This window comes from Arthrobacter sp. ov407 (genome assembly GCF_900102895.1).
Classification (GTDB): Bacteria; Actinomycetota; Actinomycetes; order Actinomycetales; family Micrococcaceae; genus Arthrobacter.
The window spans coordinates 181932-196754 of record NZ_FNGD01000002.1; the positions used below are offsets into that span (position 1 = coordinate 181932).

At 66.9% G+C, this 14823-nt stretch carries 14 protein-coding genes and 2 riboswitches; of the genes, 5 read left to right on the plus strand and 9 right to left on the minus strand.

Annotated elements, in window-relative coordinates; genetic code table 11:
* Window positions 1–2: 2 nt before the first annotated feature.
* Together BLS42_RS03625 and BLS42_RS03630 are read right to left on the minus strand one after the other, a co-directional pair.
* Window positions 3–1388, minus strand: a complete 1386-nt coding sequence (locus BLS42_RS03625) for a glycine--tRNA ligase (RefSeq protein ID WP_090576585.1) — start codon at window positions 1386–1388, stop codon at window positions 3–5.
* A gap of 120 nt (window positions 1389–1508) precedes the next feature.
* Window positions 1509–2474 (minus strand): DMT family transporter, encoded by a 966-nt coding sequence (locus tag BLS42_RS03630; RefSeq protein ID WP_090576588.1) that lies wholly within the window; start codon window positions 2472–2474, stop codon window positions 1509–1511.
* A 33-nt stretch (window positions 2475–2507) separates the two neighbouring features.
* Here BLS42_RS03630 and BLS42_RS03635 point away from each other — a divergent pair, with 33 nt between their 5' ends.
* Window positions 2508–2744 carry an RNA-binding S4 domain-containing protein gene (locus BLS42_RS03635; RefSeq protein WP_090576591.1) on the plus strand — a complete coding sequence of 79 codons (237 nt, stop codon included), beginning with the start codon at window positions 2508–2510 and terminating at the stop codon, window positions 2742–2744.
* Between the two features lie 8 nt (window positions 2745–2752).
* Here the strand turns inward: BLS42_RS03635 and BLS42_RS03640 are convergent, their stop codons facing one another.
* Window positions 2753–3409 carry an alpha/beta hydrolase gene (locus BLS42_RS03640; RefSeq protein WP_090576594.1) on the minus strand — a complete coding sequence of 219 codons (657 nt, stop codon included), beginning with the start codon at window positions 3407–3409 and terminating at the stop codon, window positions 2753–2755.
* Window positions 3410–3480: 71 nt separating this feature from the next.
* Here BLS42_RS03640 and BLS42_RS03645 point away from each other — a divergent pair, with 71 nt between their 5' ends.
* Together BLS42_RS03645 and BLS42_RS03650 are read left to right on the plus strand one after the other, a co-directional pair.
* Window positions 3481–4356 (plus strand): SGNH/GDSL hydrolase family protein, encoded by an 876-nt coding sequence (locus BLS42_RS03645; protein WP_256336221.1) that lies wholly within the window; start codon window positions 3481–3483, stop codon window positions 4354–4356.
* A 166-nt stretch (window positions 4357–4522) separates the two neighbouring features.
* Window positions 4523–5134 carry a hypothetical protein gene (locus BLS42_RS03650; protein ID WP_090576597.1) on the plus strand — a complete coding sequence of 204 codons (612 nt, stop codon included), beginning with the start codon at window positions 4523–4525 and terminating at the stop codon, window positions 5132–5134.
* On the opposite strand, the gene BLS42_RS03655 is transcribed toward BLS42_RS03650, so the two are convergent.
* From BLS42_RS03655 to mmsB, 3 genes are all read right to left on the minus strand, one after another.
* Complete coding sequence (locus BLS42_RS03655; RefSeq protein ID WP_090576600.1) at window positions 5121–5711, minus strand: isochorismatase family protein; 591 nt, start codon at window positions 5709–5711, stop codon at window positions 5121–5123. The genes BLS42_RS03650 and BLS42_RS03655 overlap by 14 nt on opposite strands.
* 151 nt (window positions 5712–5862) lie before the next feature.
* Window positions 5863–7347: a CoA-acylating methylmalonate-semialdehyde dehydrogenase gene (locus BLS42_RS03660; RefSeq protein WP_090576603.1), complete on the minus strand. Its 1485-nt coding sequence runs from the start codon at window positions 7345–7347 to the stop codon at window positions 5863–5865.
* 90 nt (window positions 7348–7437) lie between these two features.
* Window positions 7438–8340, minus strand: coding sequence for a 3-hydroxyisobutyrate dehydrogenase (mmsB, locus tag BLS42_RS03665; protein WP_090576605.1), 903 nt, complete (start codon window positions 8338–8340; stop codon window positions 7438–7440).
* A 198-nt stretch (window positions 8341–8538) separates the two neighbouring features.
* Between mmsB and BLS42_RS03670 the strand changes: the two genes are divergently transcribed.
* The gene (locus BLS42_RS03670; RefSeq protein WP_090577094.1) at window positions 8539–9438 is read left to right on the plus strand and encodes a LysR family transcriptional regulator; all 900 of its coding nucleotides are present in this window, start codon (window positions 8539–8541) and stop codon (window positions 9436–9438) included.
* 98 nt (window positions 9439–9536) lie between these two features.
* On the opposite strand, the gene BLS42_RS03675 is transcribed toward BLS42_RS03670, so the two are convergent.
* From BLS42_RS03675 to BLS42_RS03685, 3 genes are all read right to left on the minus strand, one after another.
* Window positions 9537–10916: an MFS transporter gene (locus BLS42_RS03675; RefSeq protein WP_090576608.1), complete on the minus strand. Its 1380-nt coding sequence runs from the start codon at window positions 10914–10916 to the stop codon at window positions 9537–9539.
* A 166-nt stretch (window positions 10917–11082) separates the two neighbouring features.
* Complete coding sequence (locus tag BLS42_RS03680; protein WP_090576610.1) at window positions 11083–12222, minus strand: homoserine O-acetyltransferase MetX; 1140 nt, start codon at window positions 12220–12222, stop codon at window positions 11083–11085.
* Window positions 12223–12233: 11 nt separating this feature from the next.
* Window positions 12234–12349, minus strand: a riboswitch (SAM riboswitch).
* 164 nt (window positions 12350–12513) lie between these two features.
* Window positions 12514–13830, minus strand: coding sequence for a bifunctional o-acetylhomoserine/o-acetylserine sulfhydrylase (locus tag BLS42_RS03685; RefSeq protein ID WP_090576613.1), 1317 nt, complete (start codon window positions 13828–13830; stop codon window positions 12514–12516).
* A gap of 61 nt (window positions 13831–13891) precedes the next feature.
* Window positions 13892–14007, minus strand: a riboswitch (SAM riboswitch).
* 170 nt (window positions 14008–14177) lie between these two features.
* Here BLS42_RS03685 and BLS42_RS03690 point away from each other — a divergent pair.
* Window positions 14178–14816: a VOC family protein gene (locus tag BLS42_RS03690; protein ID WP_090576615.1), complete on the plus strand. Its 639-nt coding sequence runs from the start codon at window positions 14178–14180 to the stop codon at window positions 14814–14816.
* Window positions 14817–14823: the final 7 nt, after the last annotated feature.

The following is a 14823-nucleotide window of genomic DNA, read 5'->3' on the forward strand; positions in this document are numbered from 1 at the left end:
GATCAGGCGCCGATCAGCCGTGCGGCCAGGTAACCCTCCACCTTGTCCAGGGAAACGCGTTCCTGGCTCATGGTGTCGCGTTCGCGGATGGTGACGGCCTGGTCGTCCAGGGTCTCGAAGTCCACGGTGATGCAGAACGGGGTGCCGATCTCGTCCTGGCGGCGGTAGCGGCGGCCGATGGCGCCGGCGTCGTCGAACTCGATGTTCCAGCTCTTACGCAGCTGGGCTGCGAGGTCCTTGGCCTTCGGGGACAGGTCCTCGTTGCGGCTCAGCGGCAGCACCGCGGCCTTCACCGGGGCCAGGCGCGGATCGAGCTTGAGCACGGTGCGGATGTCCACGCCGCCCTTGGCGTTGGGGGCCTCGTCCTCGGTGTAGGCATCGATCATGAAGGCCATGAACGAGCGGGTGAGGCCGGCGGCGGGCTCGATCACGTACGGGGTGTAGCGCTCGTTGGTGGCCTGGTTGAAGTAGCTCAGGTCCGCACCGGAGGCCTTGGCGTGGGTGGAGAGATCAAAGTCGGTGCGGTTGGCGATGCCCTCGAGCTCGCCCCACTCCGAGCCCTGGAAGCCGAACCGGTATTCGATGTCGGTGGTGCCCTTGGAGTAGTGGCTGAGCTTGTCCAGCGGGTGCTCGAAGTAGCGCAGGTTCTCTTCGCGGATGCCCAGGCCCGTGTACCAGGACATGCGTTCCTTCATCCAGTACTCGTGCCACAGCTCGTCAGTGCCGGGCTCGACGAAGAATTCCATCTCCATCTGCTCGAACTCGCGGGTGCGGAAGATGAAGTTGCCAGGCGTGATCTCGTTGCGGAACGACTTGCCGATCTGGCCGATGCCGAATGGCGGCTTCTTCCGCGAGGTGGTCAGAACGTTGCCGAAGTTCACGAAGATGCCCTGGGCCGTTTCGGGGCGCAGGTAGTGCAGGCCTTCCTCGCTGGCGACGGGGCCGAGGTAGGTCTTGAGCAGGCCCGAGAATTCGTGGGGCTCCGTCCACTGGCCGCGGGTGCCGCAGTTGGCGCAGGCGATGTCCTTGAGGCCGTTCTCGGCAGGACGGCCCTTCTTCTCCTCGTACTCTTCTTCGAGGTGGTCCGCGCGGTAGCGCTTGTGGCAGGAGAGGCACTCGACCAGCGGGTCGGAGAAGACATCGACATGGCCGGAAGCTTCCCAGACCTGGCGGGGAAGGATGACGGAGGAATCCAGGCCTACGACGTCTTCGCGGCCGCGGACCACGGACTGCCACCACTGGCGCTTGATGTTTTCCTTGAGCTCGGCGCCCAGCGGCCCGTAGTCCCAGGCAGAACGGGAGCCACCATAGATTTCACCGGCCTGGAAAACGAATCCCCGGCGCTTGGCGAGGGAAATGATCTGGTCAAGGACGGATTTTGCTGCCATGGGAACTCCAATTTTCTACAGGGCCGCTGGGTGCGGTCCGCGGTGTCAGCCCCGGGTCACCGGCTGGTTGCCGGAAGGGGAAACGAACAGTGCGATGCAAACTCCAAGCCTACCGGCCCGCTAGCGCTTCAACGCGCCGCGGGGCCAGGGCAGGGTGGCCAGGATGATGGCGCCGAGCGTCAGCACGGTGCCAAGGACTGTCGGGAGCGAGATCACGGTTCCGGGCACCGGCAATATCAGGTCCAGTCCGAGGGACCCCAGCAGCTGCCCGGCGATCATCCCGAGGCCGGTGACCAGCACCCCAAGGCTGCGGACCAGGAGGGCACCGATGCCGATGAAGATGCAGCCGAGCGGGCCGCCAAGGTAAAACCACCACTGCGCCGGGAGGGGGTTGCCGGCCCCGGCCACGGCGAGTTTGATCAGCCAGGCCGCCCACAGCAGGGCGCCTCCGGCGATGAAGTTCACGAGTGTCGCGGCGATGGGGGTGCCGTAGTGCACGGTGGCTGTGCCGTTCATGGCCTGCTGGAAACTCATCAGGAACCCGGCCAGGAGCGGAAGCATCACGGGCACAAGCAGCTGCAGCACGGATTCCCCGGCGCTGAACCTGGGCGACACCGCCCAGGCGACGGCGGCGACGGTGAGCACACTGCCCAGCACCCGGATGCCGGTGATGGGTCTCTTCCCCGCCGGCCCGATCCCCATCCGGTCCACCAACAGGCCACTGAGGGTCTGCCCCGTCACGGCGGCCACGGTGAAGAGGGCGACACCGAGCAGTCCCACGGTAAAGGACTGGGCGAAGACGAAGAAGGCCCCGATGCAGCCGGCCAGGACGTAGAAGGGCGGAAACTGCCGTTCGCGCACGGCCGGCAGGACCCGCGCCAGTCCGGCCCGGCCTTTGGGCAGTGCCAGCGAAATGGCCGTCATCACCACCAGTCCGGTGCTGAAGCTGACGACGGCGGCGCCGATTCCGTCCCCAAGCGCCACCCCGAGTGCGCCGTTGATCCGGCCCTGGACGGGGATTAATAGTCCGGTCGCGACGGCCATGGACAGGCCCGCGACCAGCGGGAGCCGGGGGGTGTGGGTCATTGGTGCCACCTTAGGTCAGGCATCATTGCTTATATGAGCAATCCGGAATTCGAAGACATCACCATTCGCGACAGCATGATCCGGCTGGGCCAGCTGCTGAAGCTTGCGAATCTGGTGGAGGACGGCGTGGAGGCCGCAGAACTGATCAAGAACGGGCTGGTCAAGGTGAACGGCGAAATCGACGAGCGCCGCGGCCGCCAGCTTCACGACGGCGACACGGTCACCGTGAACGCCCGGACCGTGCGGATCAGCGCGCCCGCCGCCTCCTAGCCGCCCGGCTACTTCTTGGAGTTGAGCACCACGTGCGTGAGGAACTCCGAGACGTGGCCGACTTCCTGCTGGTTGATGCCGTGCCACATGCCCGTGTACAGGACCTTGGTGAGCTTCACGTGCTTGCGGACCCAGCCGATGGTGTAGTCAATCTTGTCCTCGGTGATCACCGGATCCTGCTGGTCCCGGCCCCAGAACAGCGGCACGGTGCCGTCCAGGTCGCCGTCGAGGAAGCTGGGGTCATCGCCGGCGTCGATAACAAACCCCGACAGGCCGACGACGGCGGCGAAGTCCGCCGGACGCTGCCGCAGCAACGTGGTGGCCATGGCCATGCCCATCGAGAACCCCAGCAGCGTCACCGACGGATGGTTGGCCTTGACCGAGTCGATCCAATCCAGCACATACCCCGAGGCCGCCTTGACGGCGTCGAGCGAATAGTCAATGGAGGCGGTCAGCGGGAACCAGGTGAAGCCGGGGCCGGTGACAAGGGGGGCCCGCACCGAGGCCACCGCGAAGTCCTCGGGAAGCATGTCCGCCAGGCTGAGCAGGTCCTGCTCGTTGGCGCCGTAGCCGTGCAGCAGGACCAGGAGCGGCTTGCCGGCGCGCTCCTGCTCGGGCTTGGACCACAGGACAACGGGGGTGGGAAAGGCATCGGCTTGAGTCATGGGTCCATTCTTGCAGTTACCCTGCGGTAACAACGCTACGGTGGCGTAGCTTTGCAGGAACAGTGCAGGATATGAAGGTGAGCGAGACCGAAGCCATGGAGAATTCACCAGACACCGTCGTAACCCACCCGTGGACCCGCTATGTGGCCATGGGCGACTCTTTCACGGAAGGCATCGGCGACCCCGAACCGGCCAGCCCGGGCGGCCACCGGGGCTGGGCAGACCGCGTCGCCGAGGAACTCAGCCGCGGGCACAACGACTTCGCGTACGCCAACCTGGCCGTCCGCGGCCGGCTCCTGCAGCAGATCGTGGACCAGCAAATGGCGCACTGCCTGTCCCTCAAGCCGGACCTCATCACGCTCTCCGCGGGCGGCAACGATCTCATCCGTCCGGGCGGTGATCCGGACGTGCTGGCCGAAAGGCTGGACTCGGTGGTGCAGATCCTGAGCCTGGGCGGCGCCACCGTGGTCCTGTTCAATGGCCCGGACACCGGTTCCACGGTACTGGGCCGGATCCGCAGCAAGGTGGCCATCTACAACGAGAACCTGCGCACCATCGCCGCGCGCCACGACGCCGTGATCGCGGACATGTGGTCCCTGCGCCAGCTCAACGACCCGCAGATGTGGAATGTTGACCGGCTGCATTTTTCACCGCTGGGCCACCACACCATCGCGGCCATGGTGCTGGACGCGCTGAACGTCGAGCACACCCTCCAGCCGCTCGCCCCCAAACCCCTGCCGCAGCGCGGTTGGCGCGAGGCGCGCAGCGGGGACCTGGTGTGGGCCAAGGAGTATTTTGTCCCCTGGGTGGTGCGGCGCCTGCGGCACCGTTCCTCGGGCGACGGCGTGACGGCCAAGCGGCCCCTGGCCGGCCCGGTGTTCGGTCCCGGCGTTCCGCTCGGCTCCGGCGAAGGCCCACCCGGCGCCGAGGACCCCGTACGATCCTGAGGCTGCGGTCCTGAGCCTGCGGTCCTGAGGCTGCGGTCCTGAGCCTGCGGTCCTGAGGCTGCGGTCCTGAGCCTGCGGGGCATAAGCTGGAGGGACACTTCTCCGGCCCTACAGATGAGCCCGCAGACGAGAAGGCCCAGCAGCTGAAAGGCCGAGTACCGTGAGTATGTTCTTCTGGATCATCGTGTTGTCGTTCCTGATTCCCGTGGCAATGCGCCTCTACCGCCGGTCCGTCCGCGGCCGGAACCAGGGCACGCCGGGACAGTTCGGCCCGTTCCCCGGTAGCCAGAACAACCCCGGTAACCAGAACAACCAGCCGCGGGATGGCTACACGCAGCAGGACTACTTTGGCGGCTTCGGCCAGCTGGGCGCCCCGAAGCAGCCGGGACCGGCCAACCAGCCGTACCCCAACCAGCCGTACCCCGACCAGCAGTACCCCAATGCGCAGTACCCCAGTCCCCGGTTCCCCAACCAACCGTTCCCGAGCGAGCCGTACCCCGGTCAGCAGTACCCCGGGCCGGCGGGCTACCAGTCCCCCGTTCCCTACGAGGACAGCCCCGAGTACCTGAACAACCCGCCGCAACCGCAGCGGCAGGCGCCCCCAACTGCCCCGGCGCCGGCAGCGGGACAGCCGCAGGCACCCCAGACTCCCCAGCCGCCGGCGGCCGCTCAGGGCTACCGGGCCCGCAAGCTGGCTGAACTCGACCAGCAGTACAGCGACGGCAAGCTGTCCATGGAGGACTACATGGCCCAGCGCGCTGAAATCATGAAGGGCTAGGCTCTGAAGGGCTAGGATCTGAAGGGCCGGCGAAGTCGACGTCGACCGCGTTGACCGTTCCCGCCGTCCGCCCCGGGGCCTTGTGGTACTGCCAGTACAAGTTGGTGTGGGCCACCACCAGTTCCGGCGGCGGCGCGCCATAATCGCTCAGGTCCTCGGTGGTGTGCGCGTCGGCGACCAGCGTGACATCGTAGCCGCGCGTGATCGCGCCGTGCAGGGTCGAGCGGATGCACTCGTCGGTCTGCGCACCGGCCAGGAAGAAACGGCCGATGCCGCGACCGGCCAGCACGGACTCCAGATCGGTGGCCTCGAACGCGTCGCTGTATTCCTTGGCCACGAGCGGCTCCGAACCGCGGCGCGCGAGCTCCGGCACGTACTGCCATCCGTCGCTGCCGCGCGGGAGTTCCTCGCCGCTGTGCTGCACCCAGATGACGTCCACCCCGGCACCGCGCGCCTTATCCACGAGGGCGGCGATGGTCGCGACGACGTCGTCGCGGCGGTAGGCCTCCGCGACGACGCCGACCTGCATATCGACGACGAGCAGCGCCGTGTTGGGGCGGTTGATGAGCGTGGTCATGGTGCCTCCCGGATCGTGGCTTTCCCTGCCTGCCTACTCTATTCCCGGAGCCCGAAAGCAACGAGGGGTCACCCGCACCCTGATCCGTTGCCGGATGGGCGCGAAGTGACCCCGCGTTGCTTGGAAGTTGCTTGGAAACGGAGAAGAAGTGTCAGTCGACCTGGGGGAAGCCGAGGTCGATCACCGAGGTGGACGGGTCCGGCCAGCGGGTGGTGACCACCTTGCCGCGGGTGTAGAAGCGGATGCTTTCGGGGCCGTACATGTGGGTGTCGCCGAAGAGCGAATTCTTCCAGCCGCCGAACGAGAAGGTGCCCACCGGCACCGGGATGGGCACGTTGACGCCCACCATGCCGGCCTCGACGTCGAACTCGAACTGCCGGGCGGCGCCGCCGTCGCGGGTGAAGATGGCCACGCCGTTGCCGAACTCGTTGTCGTTGACCAGCTTCACGGCGTCGGCGTAGGTCTCGACGCGGACCACCGAGAGGACGGGGCCGAAGATCTCGTCGTCGTAGACCTTCATGCCGGGCTTGACGTGGTCGATCAGGCTGACGCCGATGAAGAAGCCGTTGGAGTCGAATTCGTGATCGCGGCCGTCCACCACCACGGTGGCGCCTTCGTTGGCCGCGCCGGCAACGTAAGAGGCCACCTTGTCGCGGTGCTCGGCCGTGATGAGCGGGCCCATCTGGGAGGCCGGGTCCGTGCCCGGGCCAATCGTGAGCGTGGCCATGCGGGTGCTGATCGCGTCCACAAGCTCATCGGCGATGCTGCCCACGGCGACCAGGACGCTGACTGCCATGCAGCGCTCCCCGGCGGAACCGTAGGCGGCCGAGACGGCGGCGTCCGCGGCCATGTTGAGGTCCGCATCCGGCAGGACCACCATGTGGTTCTTCGCGCCTCCCAGGGCCTGGACGCGCTTGCCGTGATCGGCGGCGCGCTTGTAGATGGACTGCGCGATCGGCGTCGAGCCGACAAAGCTGACGGCCTTGACCTCGGGGTGTTCCAGCAGGACGTCCACGGCCTCCTTGTCGCCGTGGACCACGTTGAGCACGCCAGCCGGCAGCCCGGCCTCGGCGAAGACCTGGGCGATGAAGATGGCGGAAGACGGGTCCTTTTCGCTGGGCTTGAGCAGCACGGTGTTGCCGCAGGCCAGGGCGCTGCCGATCATCCACAACGGCACCATGGCCGGGAAGTTGAAGGGCGTGATGCAGGCGACGACGCCGACCGGCTGGCGGACCGAGTGCACGTCGACGCCGCCGGAGACCTGCTCGGAGCGCTCGCCTTTGAGCATGTGGGACAGCCCGGTGGCGAATTCGATGTTCTCCAGTCCGCGGGTGATTTCACCTTCCGCATCCGAGAGGACCTTGCCGTGCTCGCTGGTCAGCAGGGCGGCCAGTTCGGGCCGGCGCTGCATGAGCAGTTCACGCACCTTGAAGAAAATGCCGGTGCGCTTGGCCAGGCTCGTGGCGCGCCAGCCGGGCAGGGCGGCGCGGGCGGCCTCGATGGCTTCCTCGACGCGGGCGGCAGAGGCCAGGGCCACCTCTTTCTCCTGCTCGCCCGTGGCGGGGTTGAAGACGGGGCCGAAGCGCTCGGCGTAGGAAATCAGGGCGCCGTTGATGAAGTGCGGAATGCGTTCCATGGGTGGGTCTCTTTCGTGAAGGGCAGGCCGTGAAGTGGTGGGCCAGTGAAGTTGTGGGCCCTAAAGGGTTGGGCCCTGTTGGGGGGACGCCTAGTTGGCGGGGTCGAGGGTACCGTCGACGAGCTTGACGATCATCGAGCAGTCCTGGCCGGACTGGCCGGAGTCGATGAGCCGCTGGAAGAGCTGCTGGACGTGCTCGCCGATTTCCAGCGGGGTGCCGGTGTCGCGCGCGGCGCTGATGGCCAAGCCAATGTCCTTGTTGGCCAGCTCCGTGGTGAAGGTCGGGGCGAAGTCGTTGTTGGATGCCGCGGTGGGCACGACGCCGGCCACGGGGTACCAGGTGCGCAGCGCCCAGCTGTCGCCTGAGGAGACCGAGGCGATGTCCCAGAAAACCTGCTTGTCCAGGCCGAGGCGGTCGGCGAGGACGGCGCCCTCGGCGGTGGAGGCGAGGTTGATGAAGAGCATGAGGTTGTTGCAGATCTTCGCGGCCTGGCCGGTGGTGGGGCCGCCGGTGGGGATGATGTTGGCCGCCATGGGGCGGATGTATTCGGTGGCCTCGGCAACGGCGCCGGCCTCGCCTCCGATCATGAACGTCAGGGTGGCGGCCTTCGCGCCGCTCATGCCGCCCGAGACGGGAGCGTCGACAAAGCGGAAGCCGGCGGCAGCGGCGGCGTCGTGCAGGGCCTGCGCGGAGGCAATATCGATGGTGGAGGAATCCACCAGCAGGGTCCGGGTATCGGCGTGGGCCAGGACGCCGTCCTCGCCGAGGTACACGGCGCGGGCGTGCTCGCCCTTGGGGAGCATGGTGAAGACGACGTCGGCGCCGGCGACGGCCTCGGCGATGCTGCCGGCGGCTTTGACTCCCCCGGCCTCGGCGGCGGCAACGGCTGCGGTGTTGAGGTCGAACCCGCGGACCTCATGTCCGGCGTTTGAGAGGTTGACGGACATGGACCCGCCCATGTTTCCGAGTCCGATCCAGGCGATGACTGCCATGGCTTAAGCTCCTTTGCTTTGATGTGCTGCCGGGTGCTTCGGCCTGAAAGCCGACACCCTCGCTGTCAACCATCACACCCCTGATAGAGTGCAATCAAGGGAAAAAATCACAGATGCCATGTGCACAGATGCACACAGGCGGCGCCGGCTCCCGTATCCGTTGACGACACACTCGCTGAAGAGGGGACAAAAGTGGACTTGCGACGGCTTCCCAGCCCTGATGACCTGCTGATCCTCTTGACAGTGGCGCGACTGGGCCGGTTCAACGCGGTGGCGGAGACGCTGGGCACGACCCACACCACCATCTCCCGCCGCGTCCTCGCCCTGGACAAGCAGCTCGGCGGCCGGACGCTGGAACGCAGCCCACACGGCTGGGAGCTGACCGAACTCGGCAGCCAGGCCGTCGCGGCCGCGGAGGCCATCGAGGGCACTCTCGGCGCCCTGTCCAGCAGCATTGCCCGGTCCGGCGACGTGGTCTCCGGCCTTGTCCGGATCAGCACCCCGGATGCCTTCGGCGCCGAATTCCTGGCCCCGGCGCTCGTACGGCTGCAGAAGGCGAATCCGCTGCTCAACGTCGAGCTGCTCAGCGCCACACGCAAGGTCAGCCAAAACCGCTCCGGCGTGGACCTGGAAGTGGTGGTGGGCAACATGGACACCGCAAACGCCCAGGCCATCTTCCTGAGCAACTATTTCCTCAGGCTCTACGCCAGTCCCGGATATGCGCAGGAGCACGGGCTTCCGGCAACGCTCGACGACGTCCGGCAGCACGGCTTTGTCTCCTACGTGGAGTCGGCGCTCCAGGTGGCCGAGCTGGGGCACCGGTCCACGCAACTGCCGGTGCCGCGGTCCAGCTTCCAGGCCACAAGCGTCTTCGCCCAGCTGGAGGCCGTCCGGCGGGGCGCCGGGATAGGCCTGCTCCCCAACTTCCTCGTGGCCGGCCGGTCCGGCTTCCTGCCCGTGTTGCCGGACGATTTTCAGCGTCAGCTGCCCATCTGGGCAGTGGCCCGGCCGGAGTCGCTGCGTTCAGCCCCCGTCCGTGCCGTGCTGGAGGCGATCCGGACCGAGATTGCCGACCGCCAGGCAGTCCTGGCAGGCTGAGAAATCCTGGCGGGCTGAGCCGGCACAAACGGCAACAGCCCGGACCCCGCAGTGCGGGATCCGGGCTGTTGCCGTTTTAATTCGATGTTGCTTCTTGCCTACTTCTTGGAGGCGGCGAGGAGGTCCGCGGTGCCCCGGGCGTCGGCTGCGTCGACGTCGCGGAGCGCGATGCCGCGGGTTTCCTTCAGGAAGTACACCGCAACCATCGTGACCACACAGGCGCCGAGGAGATAGATGGCCACCGGGACGGAGGACTTGTACTGGCTCAGCAGGGCGACGGCGATGATCGGAGCCAGCGAACCGGCCACAATCGAGGTGACCTGGTAGCCCAGCGAGACACCGGAGTACCGCATCCGGGTCGGGAACATTTCGGCCATGAGGGCCGGCTGACCGGCGTACATGAGGGAGTGGAACAGCAGACCGATGGTGATCGCAGCGAGGATGACGAGGTCGTTCTTGGTGTCCATCATCGGGAAGGCGAAGAAGCCCCATGTGCCGCCGAGGACGGCGCCGGCCATGTAGACCGGTTTGCGGCCGACGTTGTCCGAGAGCTTGCCGACCATGGGGATCACGGCGAAGTGGACGACGTGCGCGACCAGCAGCAGGAGCAGGATCCGCGAGGTGTCCGTCTGGACGACGACCTTCAGGTAGGTAATGGAGAAGGTGACCACAAGGTAGTAGAGGATGTTCTCGGCGAAGCGCAGGCCCATCGCGGTGAAGACGCCGCGCGGGTAGCGGCGGAAGACCTCGGCCACGCCGTAGCCCTTGTTCTCAACGGCGACTTCCTTTTGGGCCTCAAGGAAGATGGGAGCGTCCTTGACCTTGGTGCGGATGTAGTAGCCGACCAGCACGATCACCGCGGAGAGCCAGAAGGCGACGCGCCAGCCCCAGCTGAGGAAGTCGGCGGAGGACAGCAGGGAGGACAGCGTAAACAGCACGGCGGTGGCGAGCAGGTTGCCGAGCGGAACGGCAGACTGCGGCCAGCTGGCCCAGAAACCGCGGGACTTGCTGGGGCTGTGCTCTGCGACGAGGAGGACGGCGCCGCCCCATTCACCGCCGACGGCGAAGCCCTGGGCGAAGCGCAGGAAGACCAGCAGCGCCGGGGCCCAGTAGCCGATCTGCGCGAAGGTGGGGAGGCAACCCATCGCGAAGGTGGCAACGCCCACCAGGATAATGCTGACCTGGAGCAGCTGCTTGCGGCCGAACTTGTCGCCGAAGTGGCCGAAGACGATGCCGCCGATCGGGCGGGCGACGAATCCGACAGCGTAGGTAAGGAACGCGGCGATGATGCCGTCCAGTTCCGTGCCCGAATTGGGGAAGAAGATCTTGCCGAAGACCAGGGTGGCGGCGGAGGCATAGAGGAAGAATTCATACCACTCAACCACCGTGCCGGCCATGGAGGCCGTTACTACTTTCTTCAGGCCGGACGATTTGACGTCCGTTTCTTCAGCGCGCCTCGCGGCGTTTTCCGTACTCATGAGAACTCCTTCGGCGTCGTCTTCGACACCCTGTGGACCATTGGACTGAGGACGCCCGTGATGTAGGGCACATGGCGTCATTCTCCATGAGTATGGACGCTCCCGCCCTGAGCATCAACGGCCATTAGTGCAGAGCGCATCTGCAAAAATGCACAACCGATGCTGCCTAGTGGCCGAAGAAGGTCTCCCGCAACTGGCCGCTGAGCTGGGCGATCTCGGTCAGGAAGCCGTCGTGGCCGATCGGCGCTTCAATGATGTGCAGTTCCGGGCTGCCCGGCAGGGCCTCCGCCAGCTGACGGGACTGGGCCGGGAAATAGAGGCGGTCCGAGTCCACGGCCGCCACCAGGAACTCGGCGGTGGCCGGGGCCAGGGCCTCCGCGAGGCTTCCGCGCCCCCGGCAGACATCGTGGCTCATGAGGGCTTCGGTAATGGCGATGTAGCTGTTCGCGTCGAAGCGCCGGACCAGCTTGCTGCCCTGGTGGTCCAGGTAGCTTTCCACCTGGTAGCGCCCGCGTCCGGCCAGTGATCCGGCTTCCAGGGGCGCCTCGGACGCCTGGGCGTTCCGGCCAAACCGGCCGTCCAGTTCGGCTGCGGAGCGGTAGGTGATGTGCGCGATGCGGCGGGCGAGGGCGAGCCCTGCTTCGGGTTCCGGGCCGCCGTAGTAGTTTCCGCCGTTGAAGTGGGGGTCCTGGCGGATAGCCAGGGTCTGGGCCTGCGCGAAGGCAATCTGTTCGGCGGTGCTGCTGGCGCCGACGGAAATCACGGCGCAGCGCCGGACGCGGGCGGGGTAGGTGACGGCCCATTCGAGGGCGCGCGCTCCGCCGAGCGAGCCGCCCAGCACGGCGTACCAGCTGCCGATGCCCAGGGCGTCGGCCAGCCGCGCCTCGGCGGCGGCCGTGTCACGCAGGGTGACGAGCGGGAACCGCGATCCCCAGGGGCGCCCGTCGGGGCCCGCGGTGGAGGGTCCCGTGGAACCGTGGCAGCCGCCCAGGATGTTGATCGACACGACGAAGTACTTGTCCGTGTCCACGGGAGCACCGGGGCCGGCGAGCTGTTCCCACCAGCCGGGCTCGTCGCTGACGCCGCGGGCCACGTGCGTGTCGCCGGTCAGGGCGTGTTCAATGAGGACGGCGTTGGAGGCGTCCGCGTTCAGGGTCCCCCACGTCTCGTAGGCCAGGACCACATCCGGCAGCGGAATCCCTGATTCGAGCTGCAGGTCACCGATTCTGACGTACTGGACGGTGCCGTCCGGGTGGCGGGACGGCTTGGTTTCGGGAACACCTGTGCGGGTGACGGCAATCGTCATGTGAGGACCTATCTTTGCGCTTGCCTGCCGTCAGCTGACCGGCAGGCCAGGTCTTCACCCGGGGCACCCCGCCGCAAAAGGAGGGTTGCCGGCCAGCAAGCCGGGGCTGTCACTGGCACTCATGACCTAGTACGAGTTTACGAAACAGGGTGCGGAAATCACGAAGATTGTGACTTCCATGTGACAGCCGGGCCATCTGACAGTCCTGCCATCTGACAGTCCTGCGGCCGGCCATCCCGTTCAAGGGAGACCGGCCGCCGGCAGTCCTGATTACCTAGGCGCTTTGCTTACCTAGGCGGACTTGGCCGCGCGGAATCCGGCGTCGAGGTCCGCGAGGATGTCGTCGATGTGCTCCAGGCCCACCGAAAGCCTCACCAGCCCGGGATTCACTCCGGCGATCGTCTGCTGTTCGGGCGAGAGCTGGCTGTGGGTGGTCGACGCCGGGTGGATCACCAAGGAACGGACATCGCCGATGTTCGCGACGTGCGAGTGCAGTTCGAGGGCATCGACGAACCGCTTGCCGGCCTCGGCTCCCCCGGCGATATTGAACGCCACGACGGCGCCGGTCCCCTTGGGCCCGTACTTGCGGCCGCGCTCGTACCAGGGGCTGGAGGGCAGCCCGGCATAGGCGACCGATTCGACGTCGCCCCTTGCCTCGAGCCAGTGCGCCACCTGGGTGGCGTTGGCCACGTGGCGTTCGACGCGCAGGCTGAGCGTTTCGATGCCCTGGGCGATGAGGAAGGCGTTGAACGGGGACACGGCGGAGCCGAGGTCGCGCAGGAGCTGGACGCGGGCCTTGAGGATGTAGGAAAGGTTCGCGCCCAGTGCGCCGTCCGCGCCGAGATCGCGAGCGTAGACCAGGCCGTTGTACGTGGGGTCCGGAGTGTTGAAGCCGGGGAAGCGCTCCGGGTCCTTGCCAAAGTCAAAGTTGCCGGAGTCCACGATCACGCCGGCGATCGCGGCGCCGTGCCCGCCGAGGTACTTGGTGGCGGAGTGGACCACGATGTCCGCGCCCCACTCGATCGGCCGGATCAGGTACGGGGTGGAAAGCGTGTTGTCCACGATCAGCGGGACCCCGGCCTCGTGCGCCACACGGGAGATGCCCTCGATGTCCAGAACGTCCTGGCGGGGGTTGGAGACCACTTCGCCGAAGAAGAGCTTGGTGTTGGGCCGGACGGCGTCCCGCCACTGGTCCAGGTTGTCCGGATCCTCCACGAAGGTCGCGGAGATGCCGAACTTCTTCAGCGTGTGGGCGAGCAGGTTATAGGTTCCGCCGTAGAGGCTGGGGCTGGCCACCACGTGGTCCCCGGCCTCGGCGATGTTGAGGATCGCGAAGGTCTCGGCGGCCTGGCCGGAGCTGAGCAGCAGGGCCGCGAGGCCGCCTTCGAGGCTGGCCACGCGCTGCTCGACGGCGTCCTGGGTGGGGTTGCCGATACGGGTGTAGATGGGGGCGAGTTCGGCGAGCGCGAAGCGGTTCGCGGCGCTTTCGGCGCTTGGGAACACGAACGACGTCGTCTGGTAGATGGGCAGGGAACGCGCGCCGGTGGCACTGTCCGGCTCCTGGCCGGCGTGGATCTGGCGGGTTTCGAAGGACCAGGCGTTGGACATTGATGCTCCTCAAGAACTGGGCACAGCACCGGCCCGGGCTTTCGCCCCCGGTCCGGCACAGGCGCCGCGCTTGCCTTCCGGCGGGCGCCGGAGGGCCAGGTCTTCACCCGGGGCACCCCACCGCGATACGAGGGTTGCCGGCCAGCGAGCCGGGGCTGTGCGCTGGCACTCATGACCTTGCTTCAGTGTAGGAATGCCGGCGGAGCCCTGGATAGCTTTGTGACGAAGATGAAGACGGTTGCCGTGGCGGCGCCTCCCGGGACGCCGCGCCTGCCGCGCCGGGACATCCCATGACGGTTAGGGGTGCCTAAGCTGAGAGGTCCATCACAAAGTGCCAAGATGATGGCATGCGCATGGATCACGTCTCTTACGCCTGTGAACACGATGGCTTGGCAGCCACCACTGAACGTATTGCGTCTGCCCTCGGCGTCGAAGCCGTGAAGGGTGGAGTGCACCCCCGTTTCGGGACACGCAACATGATTATCCCGCTCGCGGGACACAAGTACTTGGAGGTAGTGGAGGTCCTGAACCACCCGGCCTCGGACAAGGCACCGTTCGGCCAAGCAGTCCGGGCACGCTCCGAAGCGGGCGGCGGCTGGATGGGCTGGTGCGTCGAGGTTGACGACCTCGTCCCGTTCGAGGAGCGGCTCGGCCGCGCGGCCGTGAACGGCAACCGCAAGTTTCCCGACGGCCGCGAACTGGTCTGGAAGCAGATCGGAATCCTGGGGCTCATCGCCGACCCCCAGGTCCCCTACATGCTCAAGTGGGAGGGCGACCCGGAGCTGCACCCGTCCAACGCCTACGCGAGCGATGTCAAGATGTCCGCGCTGACCATTGCCGGTTCGGCAGCGCGCGTGACGGAGTGGCTGGGCGAGCCGGTGGAAAAGCCGCTGGAAGACGTCGCCGTGAACTGGATCGCGCCGCACGGTACTCCCGGCATCCTCTCTGTCACCTTCGAGACCGCCTCCGGAGCGGTCACGATCTAACGCTCCA

Coding starts and splice junctions, on each gene's coding strand:
- BLS42_RS03650 (WP_090576597.1), top strand. CDS start 4,523: ATGTTCTTCTGGATCATCGTGTTGTCGTTCCTGATTCCCGTGGCAATG.
- mmsB (WP_090576605.1), bottom strand. CDS start 8,340: ATGGCAGTCATCGCCTGGATCGGACTCGGAAACATGGGCGGGTCCATG.
- BLS42_RS03685 (WP_090576613.1), bottom strand. CDS start 13,830: ATGTCCAACGCCTGGTCCTTCGAAACCCGCCAGATCCACGCCGGCCAG.
- BLS42_RS03625 (WP_090576585.1), bottom strand. CDS start 1,388: ATGGCAGCAAAATCCGTCCTTGACCAGATCATTTCCCTCGCCAAGCGC.
- BLS42_RS03645 (WP_256336221.1), top strand. CDS start 3,481: ATGAAGGTGAGCGAGACCGAAGCCATGGAGAATTCACCAGACACCGTC.
- BLS42_RS03630 (WP_090576588.1), bottom strand. CDS start 2,474: ATGACCCACACCCCCCGGCTCCCGCTGGTCGCGGGCCTGTCCATGGCC.
- BLS42_RS03690 (WP_090576615.1), top strand. CDS start 14,178: ATGCGCATGGATCACGTCTCTTACGCCTGTGAACACGATGGCTTGGCA.
- BLS42_RS03680 (WP_090576610.1), bottom strand. CDS start 12,222: ATGACGATTGCCGTCACCCGCACAGGTGTTCCCGAAACCAAGCCGTCC.
- BLS42_RS03660 (WP_090576603.1), bottom strand. CDS start 7,347: ATGGAACGCATTCCGCACTTCATCAACGGCGCCCTGATTTCCTACGCC.
- BLS42_RS03655 (WP_090576600.1), bottom strand. CDS start 5,711: ATGACCACGCTCATCAACCGCCCCAACACGGCGCTGCTCGTCGTCGAT.
- BLS42_RS03640 (WP_090576594.1), bottom strand. CDS start 3,409: ATGACTCAAGCCGATGCCTTTCCCACCCCCGTTGTCCTGTGGTCCAAG.
- BLS42_RS03635 (WP_090576591.1), top strand. CDS start 2,508: ATGAGCAATCCGGAATTCGAAGACATCACCATTCGCGACAGCATGATC.
- BLS42_RS03675 (WP_090576608.1), bottom strand. CDS start 10,916: ATGAGTACGGAAAACGCCGCGAGGCGCGCTGAAGAAACGGACGTCAAA.